This is a genomic window from Pseudomonas sp. MPR-R2A5 (assembly GCF_058793055.1).
The window spans coordinates 162,919-181,022 of the sequence record NZ_JBXAFK010000008.1; the positions used below are offsets into that span (position 1 = coordinate 162,919).

Consider the following 18,104-nt stretch of genomic DNA (forward strand, 5'->3'; position numbering starts at 1 on the left):
TGTAGAGAGGTTATGTTTCAGCCAAATCAGCCAAAGGAATGATTTGTAGAGGCAGGGGAATGCTAGCTTTGAGCCATTATTCAGGAGCGATGGAGGTCCAGTGTGGGAGGGGGCTTGCTCCCACACTGGATGGTGTTTACTCGAGTACAGCGTTTATTTCGCGCTGGTGAACGCCAGTTTTACCCCAATCGCAATCAACACCGCCCCCATCGTCCGATCAAACCAATGCCCCATCCGCGCAAACCCGGCGCGTACACGCTGCTGGCTGAACAACATGGCCACCAGGCAGAACCACAACGCCGTCGCCACCGCCAGGTACACGCCGTAACCGGCCTGGATCGCCAGCGGCGTGTGCGGGTTGATCACTACGGTGAACAGCGACAGGAAGAACAGCGTGGCCTTGGGGTTCAAGCCGTTGGTGACGAAGCCTGCGGTAAATGCGCCGCGCGGGGTGCGCTCGCCCGCTTCGCGGTGCAACTCGCCCTCGGCGGCAGGCTTGGCCGGCTGCGCGCGCAGGGCCTTGAAGCCGATGTACAGCAGGTACGCGGCCGCGGCCCATTTCAGTGCGTTGAACAACACGATGGACTGGGACACGATCAGGCCGATGCCGAGCAACGAGTAACCCACATGCAGGAAAATCGCCGAGCCCACGCCCAGCGCGGTCCAAGTCCCGGCGCGACGGCCGTGGGTCACGCTCTCACGTACCACCACCGCAAAATCCGGGCCGGGGCTGGCCACCGCCAGCAAGTGAATCAGGGCTACGGTCAAGAACTCGGCGGCGTACATACTCACTCCATTAAGTAACGGATTATTTCATCTGATAGGCTCGGCAGATTACGCCTTCGAACCCTGTCGCAAAAGGTACAGTTGATGACGAACAATCGCCGCGCCGTCTTCCTTGATCACCCCTCCCTGGACCTGGGAGATCTTGACCTCAGTGAGCTGCGCAGTCGTTTCAGCGACTTGCAGCTGTTGACGGGCACTACGCCGCAAAATGTGATCGAACGCCTGCAAGGCGCTCAAGTCGCCATCAGCAACAAAATCCCGCTCAACAGCGAAACCCTCGCGGCCTGCCCGGAGCTCAAGTTGATCCTGGTGTCGGCCACCGGCACCAACAACGTTGACCTGGAGGCCGCCCGCGCCCATGGCGTCACCGTGAGCAACTGCCAGGGCTACGGCACTCCGTCGGTGGCGCAGCACACGATCATGCTGCTGCTCAACCTGGCGACGCGCTTGAAGGACTATCAGCAGGATGTGAGCGCGGGCAAATGGCAGCACGCCAAGCAGTTCTGCCTGCTGGACCACCCTATCGTCGAACTGGAAGGCAAAACCCTTGGCCTGCTGGGCCATGGCGAACTGGGCAGTGCCGTGGCGCGCCTGGCCGAAGCCTTTGGCATGCGCGTGCTACTCGGCGCGATTCCCGGGCGCCCTGCCCGTGCTGATCGCGTGCCGTTGGATGAATTGCTGGCGCAGGTCGATGCGCTGACCTTGCACTGCCCGCTCAATGAACATACCCGCGACTTTATCGGCACCCGCGAACTGGCGCTGCTCAAGCCCGGAGCGTTTGTGGTCAATACCGCACGCGGTGGCTTGATCAACGAACAGGCCCTGGCCGATGCCTTGCGCAGCGGCCACCTGGGTGGCGCGGCGACCGACGTGCTGAGTGTCGAGCCACCGGTCGCCGGCAACCCGCTGCTGGCCAGTGATATCCCACGCTTGATCGTCACGCCGCATAACGCCTGGGGCAGTCGCGAGGCGCGGCAGCGCATCGTTGGCCAATTGGCGGAAAACGCCAGGGGCTTTTTCAGCGGCGCCCCGCTGCGCGTCGTCAGTTGATAAACTGCGCCCCTTTTCAAGGAGCAGACCATGGATCCGCGCAGTGAAGTACTGCTTCGTCAGGCCGAACTTTTTCAAGGCAACCTGTTGCTGGTGGGCTTGCCCGCCGATGACCTGCTCGGTCGCCTGCCCAACGCCCACGGCTGGTGCTGGCATGCCGGCGACCAGGCGGCGCTCGACGCACGCTTCCCGGAGCGCAGCCAGTTTGGCGTGAATGCGCCCGAGCGCGGGTTCGATGCCGCGGTGATCTTCCTGCCCAAGTCCAAGGACCTCACCGACTACCTGCTCAATGCCGTGGCCGCACGCCTGCCCGGCGCCGAGCTGTTTCTGGTGGGCGAGAAAAAAGCCGGTATCGAAAGCGCCGCCAAGCAGATGGCGCCCTTTGGCAAACCGCGCAAGCTCGACAACGCACGGCATTGCCAGCTGTGGCAAGTCACCGTGGCCAATGCGCCCCAGGCGCTCGAGCTGGAGAGCCTGGCACAGGTGTTCGAAGTACCGCTGGCCGAAGGGCCGCTCAAGGTGGTGAGCCTGCCGGGTGTGTTCAGCCACGGCCGTCTGGATCGTGGCACCGAGCTGTTGCTGGAGCATCTGGACAAGCTGCCCAGCGGCCATTTGCTGGACTTCGGTTGCGGCGCCGGTGTGTTAGGGGCGGCGGTAAAGCGTCGCTACCCACACAACACCGTAACGATGCTGGATGTGGACGCCTTCGCCGCCGCCAGCAGTCGCCTCACCCTGGCCGCCAATGGGTTGGAGGCCGAGGTGTTGACCGGTGATGGCATCGACGCCGCACCGATGGGGTTGAACGCCATCTTGAGCAACCCGCCGTTCCATGTCGGGGTGCACACCGATTATTTCGCCACTGAAAACCTGCTGCGAAAAGCGGCAAAACACCTGGCAAAAGGTGGCGAACTTCGCCTGGTTGCGAATAGCTTCCTGAAGTACCAACCGTTGATCGAAGAGCACCTGGGCGTGTGTGCGGTCAAGGCCGAGGGCAATGGTTTTCGCATCTACCGCGCCAAGCGCCCCTGATGGGCATTTGAAAAAGAAGGCTTGCCGAATGGATTTTGCCTAGGCAGAATCCGCTCCGTCCTAGGGGAGTAGTCTCCCACGAGCGCCACGCTCGTCCGGCATACGTCAACATACTTGGTCAACAGGCCATGGCGTATGCGACCCAGGAGTCCGCACAGACGGACCGGGGTTTGACAAGACCTATGACACGCACACCTTACCCGGGGCGGGAAGGCTGTACGTGTCATAGCCGTGTCGACCCGCCCCCTGGAAACTACCTGATGCTGGATTCACTACTCGTTCCTACCGCAATCGTTGCCTTGGCCGAAATCGGCGACAAGACGCAACTGCTCGCACTCATCCTTGCCGCGCGCTTTCGCAAACCCTGGCCGATCATCGCCGGCATCATCGCCGCGACCCTGGCCAACCATGCGGCTGCGGGTGCCGTGGGTGCCTGGTTTGGCAGTTTCTTCTCGGATGCGGTGTTGCACTGGATCCTGGCGGCAAGCTTCTGTGCCACGGCGCTGTGGACCCTGGTGCCGGACAAACTCGATGATGACGAAGCCAGTACCACGCGCAAATTCGGGCCATTCCTGACCACGCTGATTGCGTTTTTCCTTGCAGAAATCGGTGACAAGACACAGATCGCCACAGTGATGCTGGCGGCCCAGTATCCGGAGTTGTGGCTGGTGATCATCGGCACCACCCTGGGCATGTTGATTGCCAACGTCCCGGTGGTTCTGGCGGGGAATTTCGCAGCGGAGAAACTGCCGCTGACGTTGATTCGTCGACTGGCGGCTACGGCGTTCTTTGTCCTGGCGATTGTGGCGGTGTACAAGGCCATGCAGAGCAGCGGCTGGATTTAAGCGATCCACTGTGAAAAGGGGCTTGCCCTAATGCCTGCCAGTGAAGGAGAAGCACTGTAACTGTGGCGAGCGGGCTTGCCCACCATTGCGGTGCGCCAGTCGATATCTCCACTGGCTTTACACCGCTATCGGGGGCAAGCCCCCTCCCACATTTAGACCTTCACAGGATCAAGATTTTTTGGCCTGCTGGTAGAGCGGCATCACCTTCGGAATCGCTGCCTGCAACGAGGCGATCCGGCTGTCGGAGGCCGGGTGAGTGCTCATGAATTCCGGTGGCGCGCCTTCCGAAGCCTTGGCCATCTTGTTCCATAGCGTGATGGCCGCATTCGGGTTGTAGCCCGCGCGGGCCGCCAGTTCCAGGCCGATCAGGTCTGCTTCGTTCTCATTGCTGCGGCTGTTAGGCAAGGTCATGCCGTAGTTGGCCACGGTGTCGGCCAGCGCCAGGCTGTCCTGGCCCAGGCCGAACAACGCACCGGCGCCCTGCTTGGCCATTTCGATGCCGTAGGCCTTGGACATGGCTTCACGTCCATGCTCGCGCAAGGCGTGGGCGATTTCATGGCCCATCACTGCGGCCAACTCGTCATCGGTGAGCTTGAGGTTGTCGATCAAGGCGCTGTACACGAAGATCTTGCCGCCAGGCCCGCAATTGGCGTTCATTTCATCGCTCTTGATCAGGTTGACTTCCCACTTCCACTGCGCCGCATCCGGGCGGAAGGTGGGCGCCTGGGCGATCAGGCGGTTGGCGATAGCCTGCACGCGCTTGGCGTTGGCGCTGGTCTTGTCCAACTGGCCTTTGCTACTGGCTTCGCCCAGGGTCTGCTGATAGGACTGCGCATACATCTGGTCGACTTCCTGGCTCGACAGCATGCTGAACATATATTGCTTGCGCTCAACCCCAACGGCGCCACCGCTGGTGGTGTTGACCGATTGACACCCGGCCAGCAGTACCGCTGCTGCCAACACACTTACGGCCAATGATTTCTTCATCAACATACTCTCCCTGAAAAAAAGCCCTGAAAACATGGCGCGTATCGTAGGCGGTGAATTGTATCGACGCCAGATACACCAGACGTGTAGCCGCTAAATTTCAGATACATCCCACACCCCGACAACGGCGGCAAGCATTCCATTTGCGACAACTCGCATTAATTCGTGGAGCAAACCCTCATGCCTCCCGCGTCCATGGCCGATATAAACAAGCAGCCCTTCCCCCCCTGCGCCTGGAGCCTTCATGAAGTTCAAGTCGATTCAGTTTTCCGTCGCCGCACTGGCCGGGGCCATTGTGCTGAGTGTGGTCGCCGTGCTGGTGCTCTACGCCTTGTTTGCCGGCGCCCGCACACAGGAGATGGTGCAGGCCCGCACCCAGGCACAGTTCGAGCAGATCATCGAACATCGCCTCACTGCATTGGCGCAAACCCAGGCCACATTGATCCAGCGAGAACTGGAGGCGCCCCTGGTGACAGCAAGAAGCCTGGCCACCACCAACGCCCTGCTCGGCATGAAAGACGCCAAGGGCGATGCCGCCTTGCAAATTGGCCGCGAACAACTGATCAACCTGCTGCACGAAACCGTGGTGCGCAACCCGAAAATCCTCGGCGCCTATATCGGCTGGGAACCCAATGCGATCGATCACAACGACGCTGCCTACGTGAAAAGCCCCATCGTCGGCATGGGTGTCGACGGCCGCTTCATTCCTTGGTGGTATCGCAACGCGGATGGCAGCCTCGGCCTGGACAAGCTCGCCGATGTCGCCGATCAGAAGATGCTGTCCACGGGCGTGCGCGCCAGCGAGTACTACCTGTGCTCCAAGGAAAGCAAAAAGCCCTGCGCCATCGACCCCGCACCTTACAAGGTGGGCAACGCCATGGTGATGCTGGCTTCGTTTATCGAACCGATCATGATTGACGGCGCCTTCCAGGGCATCGTCGGTGCCGACCTGTCGGTGAACTTCATCCAGGACATGCTCACCAGCGCGGATCAAAAACTCTACAACGGAGCCGGTGAACTGGCACTGATCTCCAGCAACGGGCGCCTGGTGGCGTCTACCAAGGACCCCAGCAAGCTCGGTGAAAAAGCCTCCGACCTGCTCGACGGCAACGAACTGGCCAATCTCAATCAACTGAAAGTCGGCGAAGTGCGGTACGACATCGACCATGAGCACGGGCATATCGAACTGTTCCTGCCGTTCAACATCGGTCAGACCGACGCGCGCTGGACCCTGATGATGCAGTTACCCCTGAGCGCCGTCATGGCCGAACTGCAAACACTGCAAAGCGACCTGGATACCCAGCGCAAGACCGATATCTTCGGCATGACCATGGTCGGCCTGTTGATCGCTGGCATTGGCTTGCTGGTGATCTGGCTGGTAGGTCACGGCATCGCTCGCCCACTCAAGCAAATGGTGGCGATGCTCAACGACATCGCCCAGGGCGAAGGCGACCTCACGCGGCGCCTGACCAGTGATCGCGCCGATGAACTGGGCGCGATTGCCACCGGCTTCAATACTTTCCTGATCAAGCTGCAGGGCATGATCACCCAGGTGGTGAGTTCGGTGCAGAAGGTCAGCGACTCTTCGGAACACACTGCCGACATCGCGATTCGCACCAACCAGGGCGTGCATAAACAGATGGTCGAGATCGACCAGGTCGCCACCGCGGTGCACGAAATGACCGCCACCGCCCAGGACGTAGCGCGTAACGCGACCCAGGCTGCGCAAGCGGCCAACCACGCTGACCAGGCCGCGAGCCAAGGCATGCGCATTGTGCGCGACACCTCGAGCTCGATCGGCGCACTCGCCCAGGAAATCGGCAAGGCCGTGGGCGTGGTGCAAACCCTGGCCAAGGACAGCGAGAACATCAACGCGATCCTCACAGCCATTCGTGGGATTGCCGAACAGACCAATCTGCTGGCGCTCAATGCGGCGATTGAAGCGGCACGGGCGGGCGAGCAAGGCCGTGGGTTTGCCGTCGTGGCAGATGAAGTGCGTAACCTGGCGCAAAAGACCCAGAAGGCCACCGAAGAAATCCAGGCCATGATCCAGCAGTTGCAGCAAGGTACGCGAGAAGTGGTGCGCGTGATGGAAGACAGCCAGAACCGTACCGACGAAAGCGTGCAGCACGCCGCCAAGGCCGCCGAAGCACTGGAGACCATTACCCAGGCGGTGTCGGTGATCAACGACATGAACACCCAGATCGCCAGCGCTGCCGAAGAGCAGAGCGCGGTGGCCGAGGACATCAATCGCAATGTGATCAATATTGGCCAAGTGGCCAATGAAGTGGCGGGCGGTGCGGATGAGTCGAGTGCGGCCAGTGCGGATTTGACCAAACTGGCGGAGCAGCAGCGGCGCTTGATCAATCAGTTCAAGGTTTAAGCTTTTCGGCGATCTTGAGCGGCCTATCGCGGGCATTGCTCGCGATGAGGCCGCAGATCACTCACAGGCTCAACCCGGCGTCAGGCACTCCGGGCCATTGAGCTTCGGATCGTTCACCATATTGGCCAGTACCCGCTCGCGCAACGCGGTCGGCTCACTGGCCAACAAGCCCTGCAACACATGCAACGGTGTTTCAGGATCGAGCCAGGCCTCCTGCCCCGCCGCATCCAGAATCAACGGCCGGCGCTGGCTCTGCGCCGCCTGGGTCACCACTGCCGTGCTCAGCCACACCTGTTCCTGCACCGGATAGGCTTCCCAGATCGCCGCAAAAAACAGCGTCGAACCCTCGCCCGGTGTCAGCCAGTACGGGCGCTTGCGCTGGGTGCCGCGCCATTCGTAGAAACCGTTGGCCGGCAGCAGGCAACGACGCTGGCGAAAGGCCTCGCGAAACATCGGTTGCTCGGCCAGGGTTTCGGCACGGGCATGGGCCGGGGTGCGGGAAAGGTCGGTCAGCCACGCTGGGGTCAGGCCCCAGCGGGCGCGGGCCAGGGTGCGCTGGCCGTCGGTGGCGCGCTGGATCAGCACCGAATCATTCGGGGAGATGTTCCACTGGGCCTGCTGGTCTGCCGGAAAACCCGGCAAGGCAGCAAAGGAGGGGTTCCAGCGAAACAGGGCATAACGTCCACACATGGGGCAACACGACTCTTGGGGTAAACCGACCGACAGCCTAACAGACCAACACGTCGGGGAAGCTGTCGGGTTCATCGCCGGGCAGCGGTTGCGCGCCGTTATAAGCGGTGATCAGCTCGCGAGCATACGCGGCCTGGTCATTATCCACTTCCAAACCCAACAGCCCGAAAATCGGCAATTCGCCGGTGCCGCCGAGCAAATGCCGCCCCACCAGGTGCGCCTCGACGCCCTCGCTGGCGAGCATCTGTTGCAGCAGCTCGCCTTCCATCAGGTTTTCCGGTTCATAGATTCGCTGCATGGGCGCCCCCGTTATTCGTTTTCGCTGCGCGTTTCCAGCATCCATTCGTCACCATGGACCTGCAGATTGAAAGTGACCGGGCGGCAGCACACCTGGCAGTCTTCGATATAGGTCTGATCACCCCCCGACAGATCCACCGTTGTCTCGACCTCTTCACCACAATAAGGACAATCGTACGTCGCATCTTCCAGCATCGCGGTCTCCCAAGTGACTTGTGCGTATAATCGCCGGTCTATTTACAGGGCTATTCACGGCAGAGCCAATATTGCGGCCGCACCCTGGTATTTCCTCTACTTACCCTAGCCGTTTCTAACAAGAGAGCATGATGGGCGAATTCGATACCATCCGACCTTACAACGACAGCGAAGTCCCGGCAGTACTGGACCGGCTGTTCAGTGACAAGGCCTTTCTGGACATCCTGACCCACTTCCGCTTCCCGCGCTTTGCCGGCGCCCTGGGCTGGCTGCTCAAGCCGATGATCGCCCGCAAGCTGCGCCGCGAATTCGCCGGTGTGACCACCGTGGCCACGCTGCAGGACAAAGTCGAGTACTACGTCGACCACACCATTGACCGGGCGACCGACGGCGTGACCTACACCGGCGTCGAGCAACTCAAGTCGGGCACCGCCTACGTATTCCTGGCCAACCACCGCGATATCGTGATGGACCCGGCCTTCGTCAACTACGCCGTGTACCACGCCGGCCTGCCGACACCGCGCATCGCCATCGGCGACAACCTGCTGCAAAAGCCATTTGTCAGCGACCTGATGCGCTTGAACAAGAGCTTTATCGTGCACCGCTCGATCACTGGGCGAAAAGAAAAAATGGCGGCCTATCAGCTGCTGTCGGCGTACATCAACCATTCGATCCGCAACGACTGCCAGTCGATCTGGATCGCCCAGGCCGAAGGCCGCGCCAAGGATGGGGATGACCGCACCGAATCGGCGATCCTGAAGATGTTCCACGTCAGCCGCAAGGACGAGCCGTTTGCCGAGGTGATCCAGTCGTTGAACCTGACGCCGGTGTCGATCAGCTACGAATACGACCCCTGCGATGCTGCCAAGGCCCGCGAACTGTACATCCGCGCCACCACCGGCACCTACTGCAAGGCGCCGGGCGAGGACGATGTGAGCATTGCGCTGGGCATCACCGGCTACAAGGGTCGTGTGCATGTGAACTTCGCGGCGCCGATCACCGAGCGTTTCGAAGATACCAAGCTGCTCGCGGCGGAAATGGACCGGCAGATCCTCGGGGGCTATCGCTTGTTCCCGGTGCACTACCTGGCGTACGCCCAGTGGAGCGACGCCGACCCACAATTGCAGGTGCCCACGGCGGCAGATGTCTTCCCGGCGGACGAACTGGCCAAGGCACAAGCCGAGTGGGAACGGCGCTTGAATGAATGCCCGGCCGAGCACCGGCCGTTCCTGGTGGTGCAATATGCAACGCCCGTTCGCAACCAGTACCGCGTTAAAGCCGGAATCCCCCTGTAAACACCGAAACCAAAAGGTGGGAGGGGGCAAGCCCCCTCCCACTGGTGTTTTGTGGTGTTTTTACAGGTGGGTGCTGAGCCAGGACATGGCCAGCGACAGTCCCAGGCAGGCAAAGCCAATGCGATAGGCCAGGCGATGCGCCCGTTCGGTGCGCACATCCAGAAACAGCATCGGTTGGTCGATTGCGCGCTCTTCGCTCTGCGCAGCCAGGTCGGCCATCGCACGCTGCTCGCGAAAGCGGGTAATGAACAGCAGCACTGCACCCGGGCAGGCCACTAATAAGGCAACAGCATTGATCAGCAGTGCGGGCAGTGCCATCACACACCTCGGTGAATCAGTATTCTGGTATCCATTCAGATACAAACCTGAAGGATAGTCACCTCCTGCGCCGTCCAACTCCTTCCTCCATTGACGGCTAATGTATCCAGTAATTTACGGCGTCACCTGAACGTCACCTTAACAGGCCACTCTGTTGCCCTTCGAACGCTCGGGAGCTTGTCATGTTGCACGCGCAGAACCAGGATCGGCTGTATCTGATCGCCCAAAGCGATGAGCAGGAGGCGCTGGTCGACGGCCTGGCATTCAACGTCCAGGACCGCCACTGGCTGGTGTATTGCGCCCTTGGCGGGCATCAACATGCAGACTTGCCGGAGGCTGATTTGCTGACGGGGGTGAGCCTGCTGGACTTTTGTATCGACACCGCAGCCTGAAACCGAAGGCATAAAAAAACCGGGCCCATCGCTGGGCCCGGTTTTTTATTGAGCGGTTATTGCGAGCTGAGCAAGGAGCCGATGCTTGGGTCCTTGAACAGACGGGTCAGGGCGTCGCTGAGCACATCGCTGACCAGCTTGGTATTGGTCTCCTGGTTCGGCGCCATGCCAAAGCGCTGATTGAGGGACGCACCATAACGGCCGCTGTAGCGACGGGTGCCGGCAGTGACGTCAGACTTGAACGTCGCGCCAATAGAGGCTTCGGTCACATACAGGCCGTCCTTGGGCGACTGGTACTTCAGCTCGGCCAGGGTGATGGTCAACTGAGGGGCGCCCGGCGAATTGGCCGGGGTAAAACCCAGCAGGCGCACGGCGGCTTCGGCCTGGGCTTGCAGCTTGGGCAGCACGTCGGCAGCGTTCACCGACACCAGTGCGGTCTCCGGGTACAAGCCGCCACGGGAGCCCAGGGTGGGTGATGGACGACCGTCCACTACACGCACCGAAACCGGCTGGCCGTGCCCCACGGGCGCCAACTGCGTGGTGATTATCGGCTGCGGGCTGAGTTGTTGCGGGCTGTTGGCGCAGCCAACCAGGGTCAAACTGGTCACAGTGATCAAACCGAACAACAGGCGTTGCAACATGCTCTTCTCTCCAGAAATCGAGTACCGACAGCGCGGCAGTATAGCGGGCGGCCATTGCCGGGAACTAGCGCCAGTTACAACCTATGACCCGCTGGCGATGTAGCGGTTCGGTGTCACAGATATGTCACCGCTGATACACGAGTGCGTCATCGTGGGCGCGCATGCTTGGTTTCAATCCAAGGAGGTCGATCCCATGCATTTTCTCTGGTCACTGTTCTCTCGCAAGCCCGCCCTTCGCCAGTTTGCCCTGCTCGATGCCCAAGGCCGCTGCCAGGCCTTCAAAGAGTGCAGCCTGCCGCCGGTCGGCGAAGGTTGGGTAGAAATCGACGAAATTCGCTTGAGCTGGATGCACCACCCCTTGCCAGCGCGCGCGCGCATCAGCCAGCGCCCTGCGCAGGCACCAAGTCACCAGCCGTTGGCCGCCTGACCGAACACCTAATAAAAGTCATAAAACACGCCCATTTCCTTAGCGTTCTTCGCTACAATCTCCCCCCGATTATAAGGACGTCTCCTGATCGGGCCTCGCAGCATCGTTAATGCCTCGGTATTAACCCCCAAGAATCGCCCACAGAGAGCCGCCCACACAGATCGAGTGAAGCTGGCGCGCTTGCTGTTTTCCTTGCAAACCACCCTTCTTTACCGAATCTGCCAGAGCTGCCATTGCGCTCGGCCACTTGAGTTGTTTGCCCGTTTTGCCGCATGTCGGCAGAGGTGTCGCGGGCCAGGTGCCAGACTGGGCAGCCCTTTTTTGAGGTTCACGTCTTCAAAAGAGCGTGAAAAAACGGGTTTTCACAACTTCACAAGAGTGTGGCGAGCAAATGAATAGTTTGGCGTTTGTACAAGCACCATCAGCGTCTGGAACAGCCCAACCACACAGGAACGAGCACGCCTCAAAAACGCTGGCTTGATCCTGTCCGCTACGGATTGGTTGCACGAATCGCACGCTTTGACCATAAGTCGAATTGCCACAGGCGCCCATGAATGCGTTCATAGGCAGATTAGCCCGGCAGGAAGCGTGCGCTGAAGTTGCAAAGAATTGCGAATCGGACATGGCGATCCTGGCCATGGGTAACCTGGGGCAACACGTGAACCGCCCCGTCACTCCTGGCAGCCATGCCGTCAATTTGGTGCTGCAGATTTTGGAGACGCGTTAAATGGCGCATAACGAAGCAGTCGACGTAGTACTGGTAGGGGCCGGCATCATGAGTGCCACCCTGGCCGTACTGCTCAAAGAGCTCGACCCCGGCCTCAAGCTGGAAGTCGTTGAGCTGATGGATTCGGGTGCCGCGGAAAGTTCCAACCCGTGGAACAACGCCGGTACCGGTCATGCTGGCCTGTGTGAGCTCAACTACACCCCCCAGGCCGCCGATGGTTCCATCGACATCAAGAAAGCGGTGCACATCAACACCCAGTTCGAGGTGTCGAAGCAGTTCTGGGCGTACCTGACCAAAAAAGGCACCTTTGGCTCGTCCAAGTCCTTTATCAGCCCGGTGCCGCACCTGAGCTTCGTTCAGGGCGAAAAAGGCGTGTCTTTCCTCAAGAAGCGCTTTGAAACCCTCAGCCAGCACCACGCGTTCTCGGATATGCACTACACCGAAGACCGCAGCGAGATGGCCGAGTGGATGCCGCTGATGATGCCAGGCCGCCCGCTGGACGAAAAAATCGCGGCAACCCGTGTCGTGAACGGCACCGACGTCAACTTCGGCGCCCTCACCAACCAACTGCTCAGCCACCTGACCAGCTCGGCGGACGCCCAGGTCAAGTACTGCAAGCGCGTGACCGGCCTCAAGCGCAACGGCGCGGGCTGGACTGTGAGCATCAAGGACGTCAACAGCGGCAACAGCCGTGATGTGGACGCCAAGTTCGTGTTCCTCGGCGCCGGTGGTGCGGCCCTGCCCCTGCTGCAAGCCTCGGGTATCGAAGAGAGCAAAGGTTTTGGCGGCTTCCCGGTCAGCGGGCAGTGGCTGCGTTGCGACAACCCGGAAGTGGTCAAGCACCACCAGGCCAAGGTCTACAGCCAGGCCGCGGTGGGTTCGCCACCGATGTCCGTGCCACACCTGGACACCCGCGTGGTCGATGGCAAGAAGTCCCTGCTGTTCGGGCCTTACGCCGGCTTTACCACCAAGTTCCTCAAGCATGGCTCGTTCCTCGACCTGCCGCTGTCCGTGCGCGCCGGCAACATCGGGCCGATGCTGGCCGTGGCACGGGACAACATGGACCTCACCAAGTACCTGGTCAGCGAAGTGATGCAGTCCATGGAGCAGCGCCTTGAATCCCTGCGCCGCTTCTACCCGGAAGCCAAAGCCGAAGACTGGCGCCTGGAAGTGGCCGGCCAACGCGTGCAGATCATCAAGAAAGATCCGAAGAAAGGCGGCGTGCTGCAATTCGGCACCGAACTGGTCGCAGCCAAGGACGGTTCGTTGGCGGCGCTTTTGGGTGCTTCTCCTGGCGCGTCGGTAACGGTGTCGATCATGCTGGAACTGATCGAGCGCTGCTTCCCGGAAAAAACTGCCGGCGAATGGGCCACCAAGCTGCATGAAATCTTCCCGGCCCGGGAAAAAGTGTTGGAAACCGATGCTGAGCTGTATCGCAAGATCAATGCGCAGAACAACATCAGCCTGGAGCTTGTAGAGCAAAGCAACGAGGCTGAAAGCTACGCTTGATCACCCCTGTAGGAGCGAGCTTGCTCGCGAAAATCGTCAACGATAATGCGGGGCACCTGATTGAACGGGGTGCCCTTGCGTTCTTCGCGAGCAAGCTCGCTCCTACAGTTAAAAGCAAAAACGCCCCGCTCTCAGGCTGAGAGCGGGGCGTTTTTTTATGCCTCGCAAGCGTCAGCCGCGGGCGTTGTCGATCAGCTCGATGTACTCGGCGGCGTTGCGCTGGTCCTTGATCAGGTCGACAAAGGTCTGGCCATGCTCGTCCTTGCCGTCCAGGTCCAGGCCAGCAGCCTTGAAGAAGCCCAGGAAGCGTTCGAAATCGTCGATACGCAGGCCACGATAGGCCTTGATCAGTTTGTGCAGGGACGGTGAAGTCGCGTCAACTGGCTCGAAGTCCAGGAACAACTTGATTTGATCGTCGCCGATTTCGTCGCCAATCACCTGTTTCTTATCTTTACGCATTACCGACTCCAGCCTGCAGACATTTACACGGGGTTTGAAGTCTACCTGCGAGGCGCGGGCTTCGAAAGCGCTGAAGAACCAATGTGGTGGCAGTGGATCAGCCACAGATGCATCAACTGACAGGCCCTCATCGGGGGCAAGCCCCCTCCCACATTTTTAATCGAGTACACCAGTACAACTCCCGTTGCTCCAAGACCGCGAAAGCCAACTGAGGCCTACCTGATGAATGCAGATCAAACTGTGGGAGGGGGCTTGCCCCCTCCCACATTGGTTCTTCAGTATTTTTGCTATTTGGTACGAACAGCCCCGGTATGCAAATCCGCCCAGATATGCCCATTGGCGTAACTGAGGAACTGCACATATACCGTGTCATTGCGCAGCAAGTCGACAATCACTCGGTACTGGGTCACCGGGTACGACAGGGTCAAGGTTTTACTCTTGTCATCGTATGCCGGCTTTTTCAGGCTTTTGCTTTCAGCATCGAAATTGAGGACCACCTGGGCGATGGTCGCGCCCTTGTTCAAGGACTTGCCCTTGAGTCGAATCATCAACGGAGAGGTCACCGGAATCGGCTGCTGGGTGGATTGACGCTGGTTACCCACCACCACTGCATATTCGGTAATTTGCAGCAGTTGCTGCTGGTCAGGCGCTTCGGCGCGCAAGGCCAGCTCGTCCGGCGGCAGGAATTGACTGTGCATCGGCGCAGGCGCGGCGGCCAGGGGCAGGCTCAAGGTCAGCGCCAGGGCGGCGCAGGTGCGTATCAACAGGCTCATGGGCCGCTCCGCAGAAGATGGCCCAGCACTGTAGCTCAATCGAAGTGGGCAAGCATCCAGCGTTGATACTGCGCCACATCGGCATCGCCTTCGCGGGGCGCCCAGTCAGCCAGTTCACCCTCACCAACCGGCCTATAGGGCCCGGCCTTGCACTCGAACATCACGGTATCGGGCTCCAGCACCACCAAGCCATGGAACACACCCGGTGGCAGATCCACTCCCGAACACTCACCGCCCGCCTGCATCACACGCTGGGCAAGCACCTCGCCGGCCTCGCTGAACACCAACAAGCCCAGGCGCCCCTTGAGCACGAGCAGCGTTTCAGCCTTGTCCGCGCTCAGGTGACGGTGAGGGGGTACATACGTATCGGGTTGCAGGCCCACCGCCAGGCGATGGCACGGCTCTTCCATCTGATGGAAGTTATGGTGGTGCCGGCCACGGGAGCTGGCGGCCGCTTTCTCGGCCAACTCGGCAAACAACGTCTGGTCAAGAAAGCGAGTCATGCCTTACATCCCTTTGACGGCGTAAATCCCATTGGCATTGCGCCAGTAACCTTTGTAGTCCATGCCGTAACCGAAGATGTAGCGATCGATGCACGGCAGACCGACGAAATCGGCTTTCAACTCAGGACGCGCCTTGCGGTCGTGATCTTTGTCGATCAGCACGGCGGTGTGTACTTTGCGCGCGCCGGCATGTTTGCAGAAGTCGATGATCGCGCCCAGGGTGTGCCCTTCATCAAGGATGTCGTCGATGATCAGCACGTCGCGGTCGATGAACGAGACTTCCGGCTTGGCTTTCCAGAACAGATCGCCACCGCTGGTTTCGTTGCGGTAACGGGTGGCGTGCAGATAGGACGCTTCCAACGGGAATTGCAGATGAGTCAGCAATTTACCGGCGAAGATCAGGCCCCCATTCATCACGCAGAAGACCACCGGGTTGGTATCGGCCATCTCGCGAGTGATGTGTGCGCCGACCCGGGCGATCGCTTCTTCGACTTGCGCTTCGGTGTACAGGCAGTCAGCCTCGCGCATGATTTGACGGATATGCTCGAGATCAGCGGACATGGCGCTCTCCAAGGGGGTGCTGTGGCAAGAAAAGCGGGCAAAGGTACGCATGTGAGGCGCAACGTTCAAGCCTTAATGGACTAACGTACTAGATGTCTATAGGACAACACCCTCGGATAGATTAATCTAGGCCGGTTTTTTTGCCCGCCGCCGGAGCCTTTCCCATGCCCACTCGCGAGATCCGCCATCCGCTGATCCGACACAAGCTCGGCCTTATGCGCCGCGCCGACATTAGCACGAAGAACTTCCGTGAGCTTGCTCAGGAAGTCGGAGCGTTGCTCACTTACGAAGCCACCAAGGATTTACCCCTGGAAAGCTACGAGATCCCCGGTTGGGCGGGTCCCGTCCAGGTCGAGAAAATCGCCGGTAAGAAAATCACCGTGGTACCGATCCTGCGGGCCGGTATCGGCATGCTCGAAGGTGTACTCAGCCTGATCCCGGGCGCCAAAGTCAGCGCCGTGGGCGTGGCCCGCAATGAAGAAACCCTGCAGGCGCACACGTACCTGGAAAAACTCGTACCGGAAATCAACGAGCGACTGGCGATGATCATCGACCCGATGCTCGCCACCGGCAGTTCCATGGTCGCCACCATCGACCTGCTGAAAAAGGCCGGTTGCAAGGACATTCGCGCGATGGTGCTGGTGGCCGCGCCGGAAGGCATCGCCGCTGTCGAGAAGGCCCACCCGGACGTGCAGATCTACACGGCCTCCATCGATGAACGCCTGAACGAACACGGCTACATCATCCCGGGCCTGGGCGATGCCGGCGACAAGATCTTCGGTACCAAGCAGAAGGACGCGTGAGCATGCAGGATGAATTCAACGACCCGCTTTGGCGCCAGATCCTGTCTGGCGCACAGATGCTCTTCGTGGCATTTGGCGCGCTGGTGTTGATGCCGCTGATTACAGGTCTTGATCCAAACGTCGCGTTGTTCACCGCCGGCCTGGGCACGCTGCTGTTCCAGCTGGTGACCGGGCGGCAGGTGCCGGTATTCCTGGCGTCGAGCTTTGCCTTCATTACCCCGATCATTCTCGCCAAGCAGCAGTTCGGCCTGGCGGCGACCATGGGCGGGGTGATGGCGGCCGGTTTCGTTTACACCTTCCTTGGCGCTGCGGTAAAGATCAAGGGCACCGGCTTCATCGACCGGTTGCTGCCGCCGGTCGTGATCGGCCCGGTGATCATCTCCATCGGCCTGGCCATGGCGCCGATTGCCGCGAATATGGCGATGGGTAAATCCGGCGACGGTGCCGAGTTGATCCATTACCAGACGGCGATGCTGATCTCGATGCCAGCGTTGCTGACCACGCTGATCGTGGCGGTGTTCGGCAAAGGCATATTCCGCCTGGTGCCGATCATCTCCGGCGTGCTGGTGGGCTTTGCCATGTCATTCTATTTTGGCGTGGTCGACACGGCGAAGATCGCCGCCGCACCGTGGTTCGCCCTGCCCCACTTCACCGCGCCGGAGTTCAACTGGCAGGCGATCCTGTTTATCGTCCCGGTAGCCCTGGCTCCGGCGATCGAACATATCGGCGGCGTGATCGCGGTGGGCAGCGTGACGGGGCGCGACTACCTGAAAAAACCGGGCCTGCACCGCACCTTGCTGGGCGACGGCATCGCCACCACGGCCGCTGGCCTGTTTGGCGGCCCGCCGAACACCACCTACGCCGAAGTGACGGGCGCGGTGATGCTGACCAAGAACTACAACCCGAAGATCATGACCTGGGCTGCCATCTTTGCCATCAGCCTGGCGTTTATCGGTAAGTTCGGCGCACTGCTGCAGAGCATCCCGGTGCCGGTGATGGGCGGGATTCTATGCCTGTTGTTCGGCTCGATTGCCGCAGTGGGCATGAACACGCTGATCCGCCACAAGATCGACCTGGGCGAGGCGCGCAATCTGGTGATTGTGTCGGTGACCCTGGTGTTCGGGATTGGCGGTGTGCTGGTGGGTACCGGCACGGGGCCGGACGACTTCGGCCTGAAGGGCATTGCCTTGTGTGCGGTGGTCGCGATTGGTCTGAACCTGCTGCTGCCGGGCAATGATGGCTGGAAGAACAAAAAGCCTGACGAACCGCTGCTCTAACTGCCAACGCAAAACCAAATGTGGGAGGGGGCTTGCCCCCGATGGCGGTGTATCAGTCACACATGTAGCGACTGACACACTGAAGTGCGCCCCAGAAGTTGGACACCCATCCAATTTCTGGGGCGTTTTCATGAGCAAGTACACCACGCAGTTCAAG

General features: G+C 60.3%; 21 protein-coding genes, 2 pseudogenes and 1 riboswitch. Of the genes and pseudogenes, 12 read left to right on the forward strand and 11 right to left on the reverse strand.

From position 1 onward, the window contains the following. Positions 1-153: 153 nt before the first annotated feature. Complete coding sequence (locus AC1Q6I_RS09025; RefSeq protein ID WP_069075274.1) at positions 154-786, reverse strand: LysE family translocator; 633 nt, start codon at positions 784-786, stop codon at positions 154-156. Positions 787-870: 84 nt separating this feature from the next. On the opposite strand from AC1Q6I_RS09025, the gene AC1Q6I_RS09030 reads away from it, so the two are divergent. The 3 genes from AC1Q6I_RS09030 to AC1Q6I_RS09040 all read left to right on the forward strand — a co-directional run bounded on the left by AC1Q6I_RS09030 (position 871) and on the right by AC1Q6I_RS09040 (position 3,710). Further along, positions 871-1,836, forward strand: a complete 966-nt coding sequence (locus AC1Q6I_RS09030; RefSeq protein ID WP_024073500.1) for a 2-hydroxyacid dehydrogenase — start codon at positions 871-873, stop codon at positions 1,834-1,836. A 30-nt stretch (positions 1,837-1,866) separates the two neighbouring features. Then, a complete protein-coding gene (locus AC1Q6I_RS09035; RefSeq protein WP_024073499.1) occupies positions 1,867-2,865 on the forward strand; it encodes a methyltransferase in 999 nt (332 codons plus the stop codon). Between the two features lie 50 nt (positions 2,866-2,915). Further along, a riboswitch (yybP-ykoY riboswitch) is annotated at positions 2,916-3,037 on the forward strand. An 88-nt stretch (positions 3,038-3,125) separates the two neighbouring features. Next, positions 3,126-3,710, forward strand: coding sequence for a TMEM165/GDT1 family protein (locus tag AC1Q6I_RS09040; RefSeq protein WP_041160844.1), 585 nt, complete (start codon positions 3,126-3,128; stop codon positions 3,708-3,710). Between the two features lie 168 nt (positions 3,711-3,878). On the opposite strand, the gene AC1Q6I_RS09045 is transcribed toward AC1Q6I_RS09040, so the two are convergent. After that, complete coding sequence (locus tag AC1Q6I_RS09045) at positions 3,879-4,697, reverse strand: M48 family metallopeptidase (protein ID WP_041160843.1); 819 nt, start codon at positions 4,695-4,697, stop codon at positions 3,879-3,881. A 1,330-nt stretch (positions 4,698-6,027) separates the two neighbouring features. Here AC1Q6I_RS09045 and AC1Q6I_RS09050 point away from each other — a divergent pair. Continuing rightward, positions 6,028-6,222 (forward strand): annotated as a pseudogene (locus AC1Q6I_RS09050) (HAMP domain-containing protein); the annotation flags it as partial. Between the two features lie 114 nt (positions 6,223-6,336). Beyond that, a complete protein-coding gene (locus tag AC1Q6I_RS09055; protein ID WP_370531112.1) occupies positions 6,337-7,080 on the forward strand; it encodes a methyl-accepting chemotaxis protein in 744 nt (247 codons plus the stop codon). 69 nt (positions 7,081-7,149) lie between these two features. Here the strand turns inward: AC1Q6I_RS09055 and AC1Q6I_RS09060 are convergent, their stop codons facing one another. The 3 genes from AC1Q6I_RS09060 to AC1Q6I_RS09070 are packed head-to-tail and all read right to left on the reverse strand — an operon-like array spanning position 7,150 to position 8,262. Beyond that, positions 7,150-7,770: an SOS response-associated peptidase gene (locus AC1Q6I_RS09060; RefSeq protein ID WP_024073495.1), complete on the reverse strand. Its 621-nt coding sequence runs from the start codon at positions 7,768-7,770 to the stop codon at positions 7,150-7,152. A 37-nt stretch (positions 7,771-7,807) separates the two neighbouring features. After that, a complete protein-coding gene (locus AC1Q6I_RS09065; protein WP_024073494.1) occupies positions 7,808-8,068 on the reverse strand; it encodes a putative signal transducing protein in 261 nt (86 codons plus the stop codon). Between the two features lie 11 nt (positions 8,069-8,079). Further along, entirely contained in the window at positions 8,080-8,262 is a 183-nt protein-coding gene (locus AC1Q6I_RS09070) for a CPXCG motif-containing cysteine-rich protein (RefSeq protein ID WP_069075273.1), read from the reverse strand. 131 nt (positions 8,263-8,393) lie between these two features. Between AC1Q6I_RS09070 and AC1Q6I_RS09075 the strand changes: the two genes are divergently transcribed. Next, on the forward strand, positions 8,394-9,557 hold the full coding sequence (locus AC1Q6I_RS09075) for a 1-acyl-sn-glycerol-3-phosphate acyltransferase (protein ID WP_173903818.1): 1,164 nt from the start codon (positions 8,394-8,396) through the stop codon (positions 9,555-9,557). Positions 9,558-9,617: 60 nt separating this feature from the next. Here the strand turns inward: AC1Q6I_RS09075 and AC1Q6I_RS09080 are convergent, their stop codons facing one another. Continuing rightward, positions 9,618-9,875 carry a hypothetical protein gene (locus AC1Q6I_RS09080; protein WP_024073492.1) on the reverse strand — a complete coding sequence of 86 codons (258 nt, stop codon included), beginning with the start codon at positions 9,873-9,875 and terminating at the stop codon, positions 9,618-9,620. Between the two features lie 182 nt (positions 9,876-10,057). Here AC1Q6I_RS09080 and AC1Q6I_RS09085 point away from each other — a divergent pair, with 182 nt between their 5' ends. Continuing rightward, positions 10,058-10,267: a hypothetical protein gene (locus tag AC1Q6I_RS09085; protein WP_024073491.1), complete on the forward strand. Its 210-nt coding sequence runs from the start codon at positions 10,058-10,060 to the stop codon at positions 10,265-10,267. 56 nt (positions 10,268-10,323) lie between these two features. On the opposite strand, the gene AC1Q6I_RS09090 is transcribed toward AC1Q6I_RS09085, so the two are convergent. Next, complete coding sequence (locus AC1Q6I_RS09090; protein ID WP_024073490.1) at positions 10,324-10,908, reverse strand: YajG family lipoprotein; 585 nt, start codon at positions 10,906-10,908, stop codon at positions 10,324-10,326. A 193-nt stretch (positions 10,909-11,101) separates the two neighbouring features. Between AC1Q6I_RS09090 and AC1Q6I_RS09095 the strand changes: the two genes are divergently transcribed. The 3 genes and pseudogenes from AC1Q6I_RS09095 to AC1Q6I_RS09105 form a co-directional block, all read left to right on the forward strand. Next, entirely contained in the window at positions 11,102-11,335 is a 234-nt protein-coding gene (locus AC1Q6I_RS09095) for a hypothetical protein (protein ID WP_069075272.1), read from the forward strand. Between the two features lie 727 nt (positions 11,336-12,062). Then, positions 12,063-13,571, forward strand: a complete 1,509-nt coding sequence (gene mqo / locus AC1Q6I_RS09100; RefSeq protein ID WP_024073488.1) for a malate dehydrogenase (quinone) — start codon at positions 12,063-12,065, stop codon at positions 13,569-13,571. Beyond that, positions 13,568-13,681 (forward strand): annotated as a pseudogene (locus AC1Q6I_RS09105) (outer membrane lipoprotein carrier protein LolA); the annotation flags it as partial. The gene mqo and the pseudogene AC1Q6I_RS09105, both read left to right, overlap by 4 nt. Before the next feature lie 61 nt (positions 13,682-13,742). Here AC1Q6I_RS09105 and AC1Q6I_RS09110 read toward each other — a convergent pair. The 4 genes from AC1Q6I_RS09110 to AC1Q6I_RS09125 form a co-directional block, all read right to left on the reverse strand. Then, positions 13,743-14,030 carry a PA4642 family protein gene (locus tag AC1Q6I_RS09110; protein WP_017845962.1) on the reverse strand — a complete coding sequence of 96 codons (288 nt, stop codon included), beginning with the start codon at positions 14,028-14,030 and terminating at the stop codon, positions 13,743-13,745. Between the two features lie 287 nt (positions 14,031-14,317). Further along, positions 14,318-14,803 (reverse strand): hypothetical protein, encoded by a 486-nt coding sequence (locus AC1Q6I_RS09115; protein WP_102624404.1) that lies wholly within the window; start codon positions 14,801-14,803, stop codon positions 14,318-14,320. A gap of 35 nt (positions 14,804-14,838) precedes the next feature. Then, positions 14,839-15,306: a WbuC family cupin fold metalloprotein gene (locus tag AC1Q6I_RS09120; RefSeq protein ID WP_024073485.1), complete on the reverse strand. Its 468-nt coding sequence runs from the start codon at positions 15,304-15,306 to the stop codon at positions 14,839-14,841. A 3-nt stretch (positions 15,307-15,309) separates the two neighbouring features. Further along, positions 15,310-15,867 carry a hypoxanthine-guanine phosphoribosyltransferase gene (locus AC1Q6I_RS09125; RefSeq protein ID WP_024073484.1) on the reverse strand — a complete coding sequence of 186 codons (558 nt, stop codon included), beginning with the start codon at positions 15,865-15,867 and terminating at the stop codon, positions 15,310-15,312. Positions 15,868-16,031: 164 nt separating this feature from the next. Between AC1Q6I_RS09125 and upp the strand changes: the two genes are divergently transcribed. Beyond that, positions 16,032-16,670 carry a uracil phosphoribosyltransferase gene (gene upp, locus AC1Q6I_RS09130; protein WP_024073483.1) on the forward strand — a complete coding sequence of 213 codons (639 nt, stop codon included), beginning with the start codon at positions 16,032-16,034 and terminating at the stop codon, positions 16,668-16,670. Positions 16,671-16,672: 2 nt separating this feature from the next. Beyond that, positions 16,673-17,947: a uracil-xanthine permease family protein gene (locus tag AC1Q6I_RS09135; protein ID WP_024073482.1), complete on the forward strand. Its 1,275-nt coding sequence runs from the start codon at positions 16,673-16,675 to the stop codon at positions 17,945-17,947. Positions 17,948-18,104 lie beyond the last annotated feature (157 nt).

What these genes read in the sequence shown, in the direction of transcription:
- AC1Q6I_RS09075 (WP_173903818.1), top strand. Translation starts at nt 8,394, where the DNA reads ATGGGCGAATTCGATACCATCCGACCTTACAACGACAGCGAAGTCCCG.
- AC1Q6I_RS09040 (WP_041160844.1), top strand. Translation starts at nt 3,126, where the DNA reads ATGCTGGATTCACTACTCGTTCCTACCGCAATCGTTGCCTTGGCCGAA.
- AC1Q6I_RS09085 (WP_024073491.1), top strand. Translation starts at nt 10,058, where the DNA reads ATGTTGCACGCGCAGAACCAGGATCGGCTGTATCTGATCGCCCAAAGC.
- AC1Q6I_RS09125 (WP_024073484.1), bottom strand. Translation starts at nt 15,867, where the DNA reads ATGTCCGCTGATCTCGAGCATATCCGTCAAATCATGCGCGAGGCTGAC.
- AC1Q6I_RS09095 (WP_069075272.1), top strand. Translation starts at nt 11,102, where the DNA reads ATGCATTTTCTCTGGTCACTGTTCTCTCGCAAGCCCGCCCTTCGCCAG.
- AC1Q6I_RS09045 (WP_041160843.1), bottom strand. Translation starts at nt 4,697, where the DNA reads ATGAAGAAATCATTGGCCGTAAGTGTGTTGGCAGCAGCGGTACTGCTG.
- AC1Q6I_RS09065 (WP_024073494.1), bottom strand. Translation starts at nt 8,068, where the DNA reads ATGCAGCGAATCTATGAACCGGAAAACCTGATGGAAGGCGAGCTGCTG.
- AC1Q6I_RS09055 (WP_370531112.1), top strand. Translation starts at nt 6,337, where the DNA reads ATGGTCGAGATCGACCAGGTCGCCACCGCGGTGCACGAAATGACCGCC.
- AC1Q6I_RS09135 (WP_024073482.1), top strand. Translation starts at nt 16,673, where the DNA reads ATGCAGGATGAATTCAACGACCCGCTTTGGCGCCAGATCCTGTCTGGC.
- AC1Q6I_RS09080 (WP_024073492.1), bottom strand. Translation starts at nt 9,875, where the DNA reads ATGGCACTGCCCGCACTGCTGATCAATGCTGTTGCCTTATTAGTGGCC.
- AC1Q6I_RS09115 (WP_102624404.1), bottom strand. Translation starts at nt 14,803, where the DNA reads ATGAGCCTGTTGATACGCACCTGCGCCGCCCTGGCGCTGACCTTGAGC.
- AC1Q6I_RS09030 (WP_024073500.1), top strand. Translation starts at nt 871, where the DNA reads ATGACGAACAATCGCCGCGCCGTCTTCCTTGATCACCCCTCCCTGGAC.
- AC1Q6I_RS09060 (WP_024073495.1), bottom strand. Translation starts at nt 7,770, where the DNA reads ATGTGTGGACGTTATGCCCTGTTTCGCTGGAACCCCTCCTTTGCTGCC.
- AC1Q6I_RS09025 (WP_069075274.1), bottom strand. Translation starts at nt 786, where the DNA reads ATGTACGCCGCCGAGTTCTTGACCGTAGCCCTGATTCACTTGCTGGCG.
- mqo (WP_024073488.1), top strand. Translation starts at nt 12,063, where the DNA reads ATGGCGCATAACGAAGCAGTCGACGTAGTACTGGTAGGGGCCGGCATC.
- AC1Q6I_RS09120 (WP_024073485.1), bottom strand. Translation starts at nt 15,306, where the DNA reads ATGACTCGCTTTCTTGACCAGACGTTGTTTGCCGAGTTGGCCGAGAAA.
- upp (WP_024073483.1), top strand. Translation starts at nt 16,032, where the DNA reads ATGCCCACTCGCGAGATCCGCCATCCGCTGATCCGACACAAGCTCGGC.
- AC1Q6I_RS09090 (WP_024073490.1), bottom strand. Translation starts at nt 10,908, where the DNA reads ATGTTGCAACGCCTGTTGTTCGGTTTGATCACTGTGACCAGTTTGACC.
- AC1Q6I_RS09070 (WP_069075273.1), bottom strand. Translation starts at nt 8,262, where the DNA reads ATGCTGGAAGATGCGACGTACGATTGTCCTTATTGTGGTGAAGAGGTC.
- AC1Q6I_RS09035 (WP_024073499.1), top strand. Translation starts at nt 1,867, where the DNA reads ATGGATCCGCGCAGTGAAGTACTGCTTCGTCAGGCCGAACTTTTTCAA.
- AC1Q6I_RS09110 (WP_017845962.1), bottom strand. Translation starts at nt 14,030, where the DNA reads ATGCGTAAAGATAAGAAACAGGTGATTGGCGACGAAATCGGCGACGAT.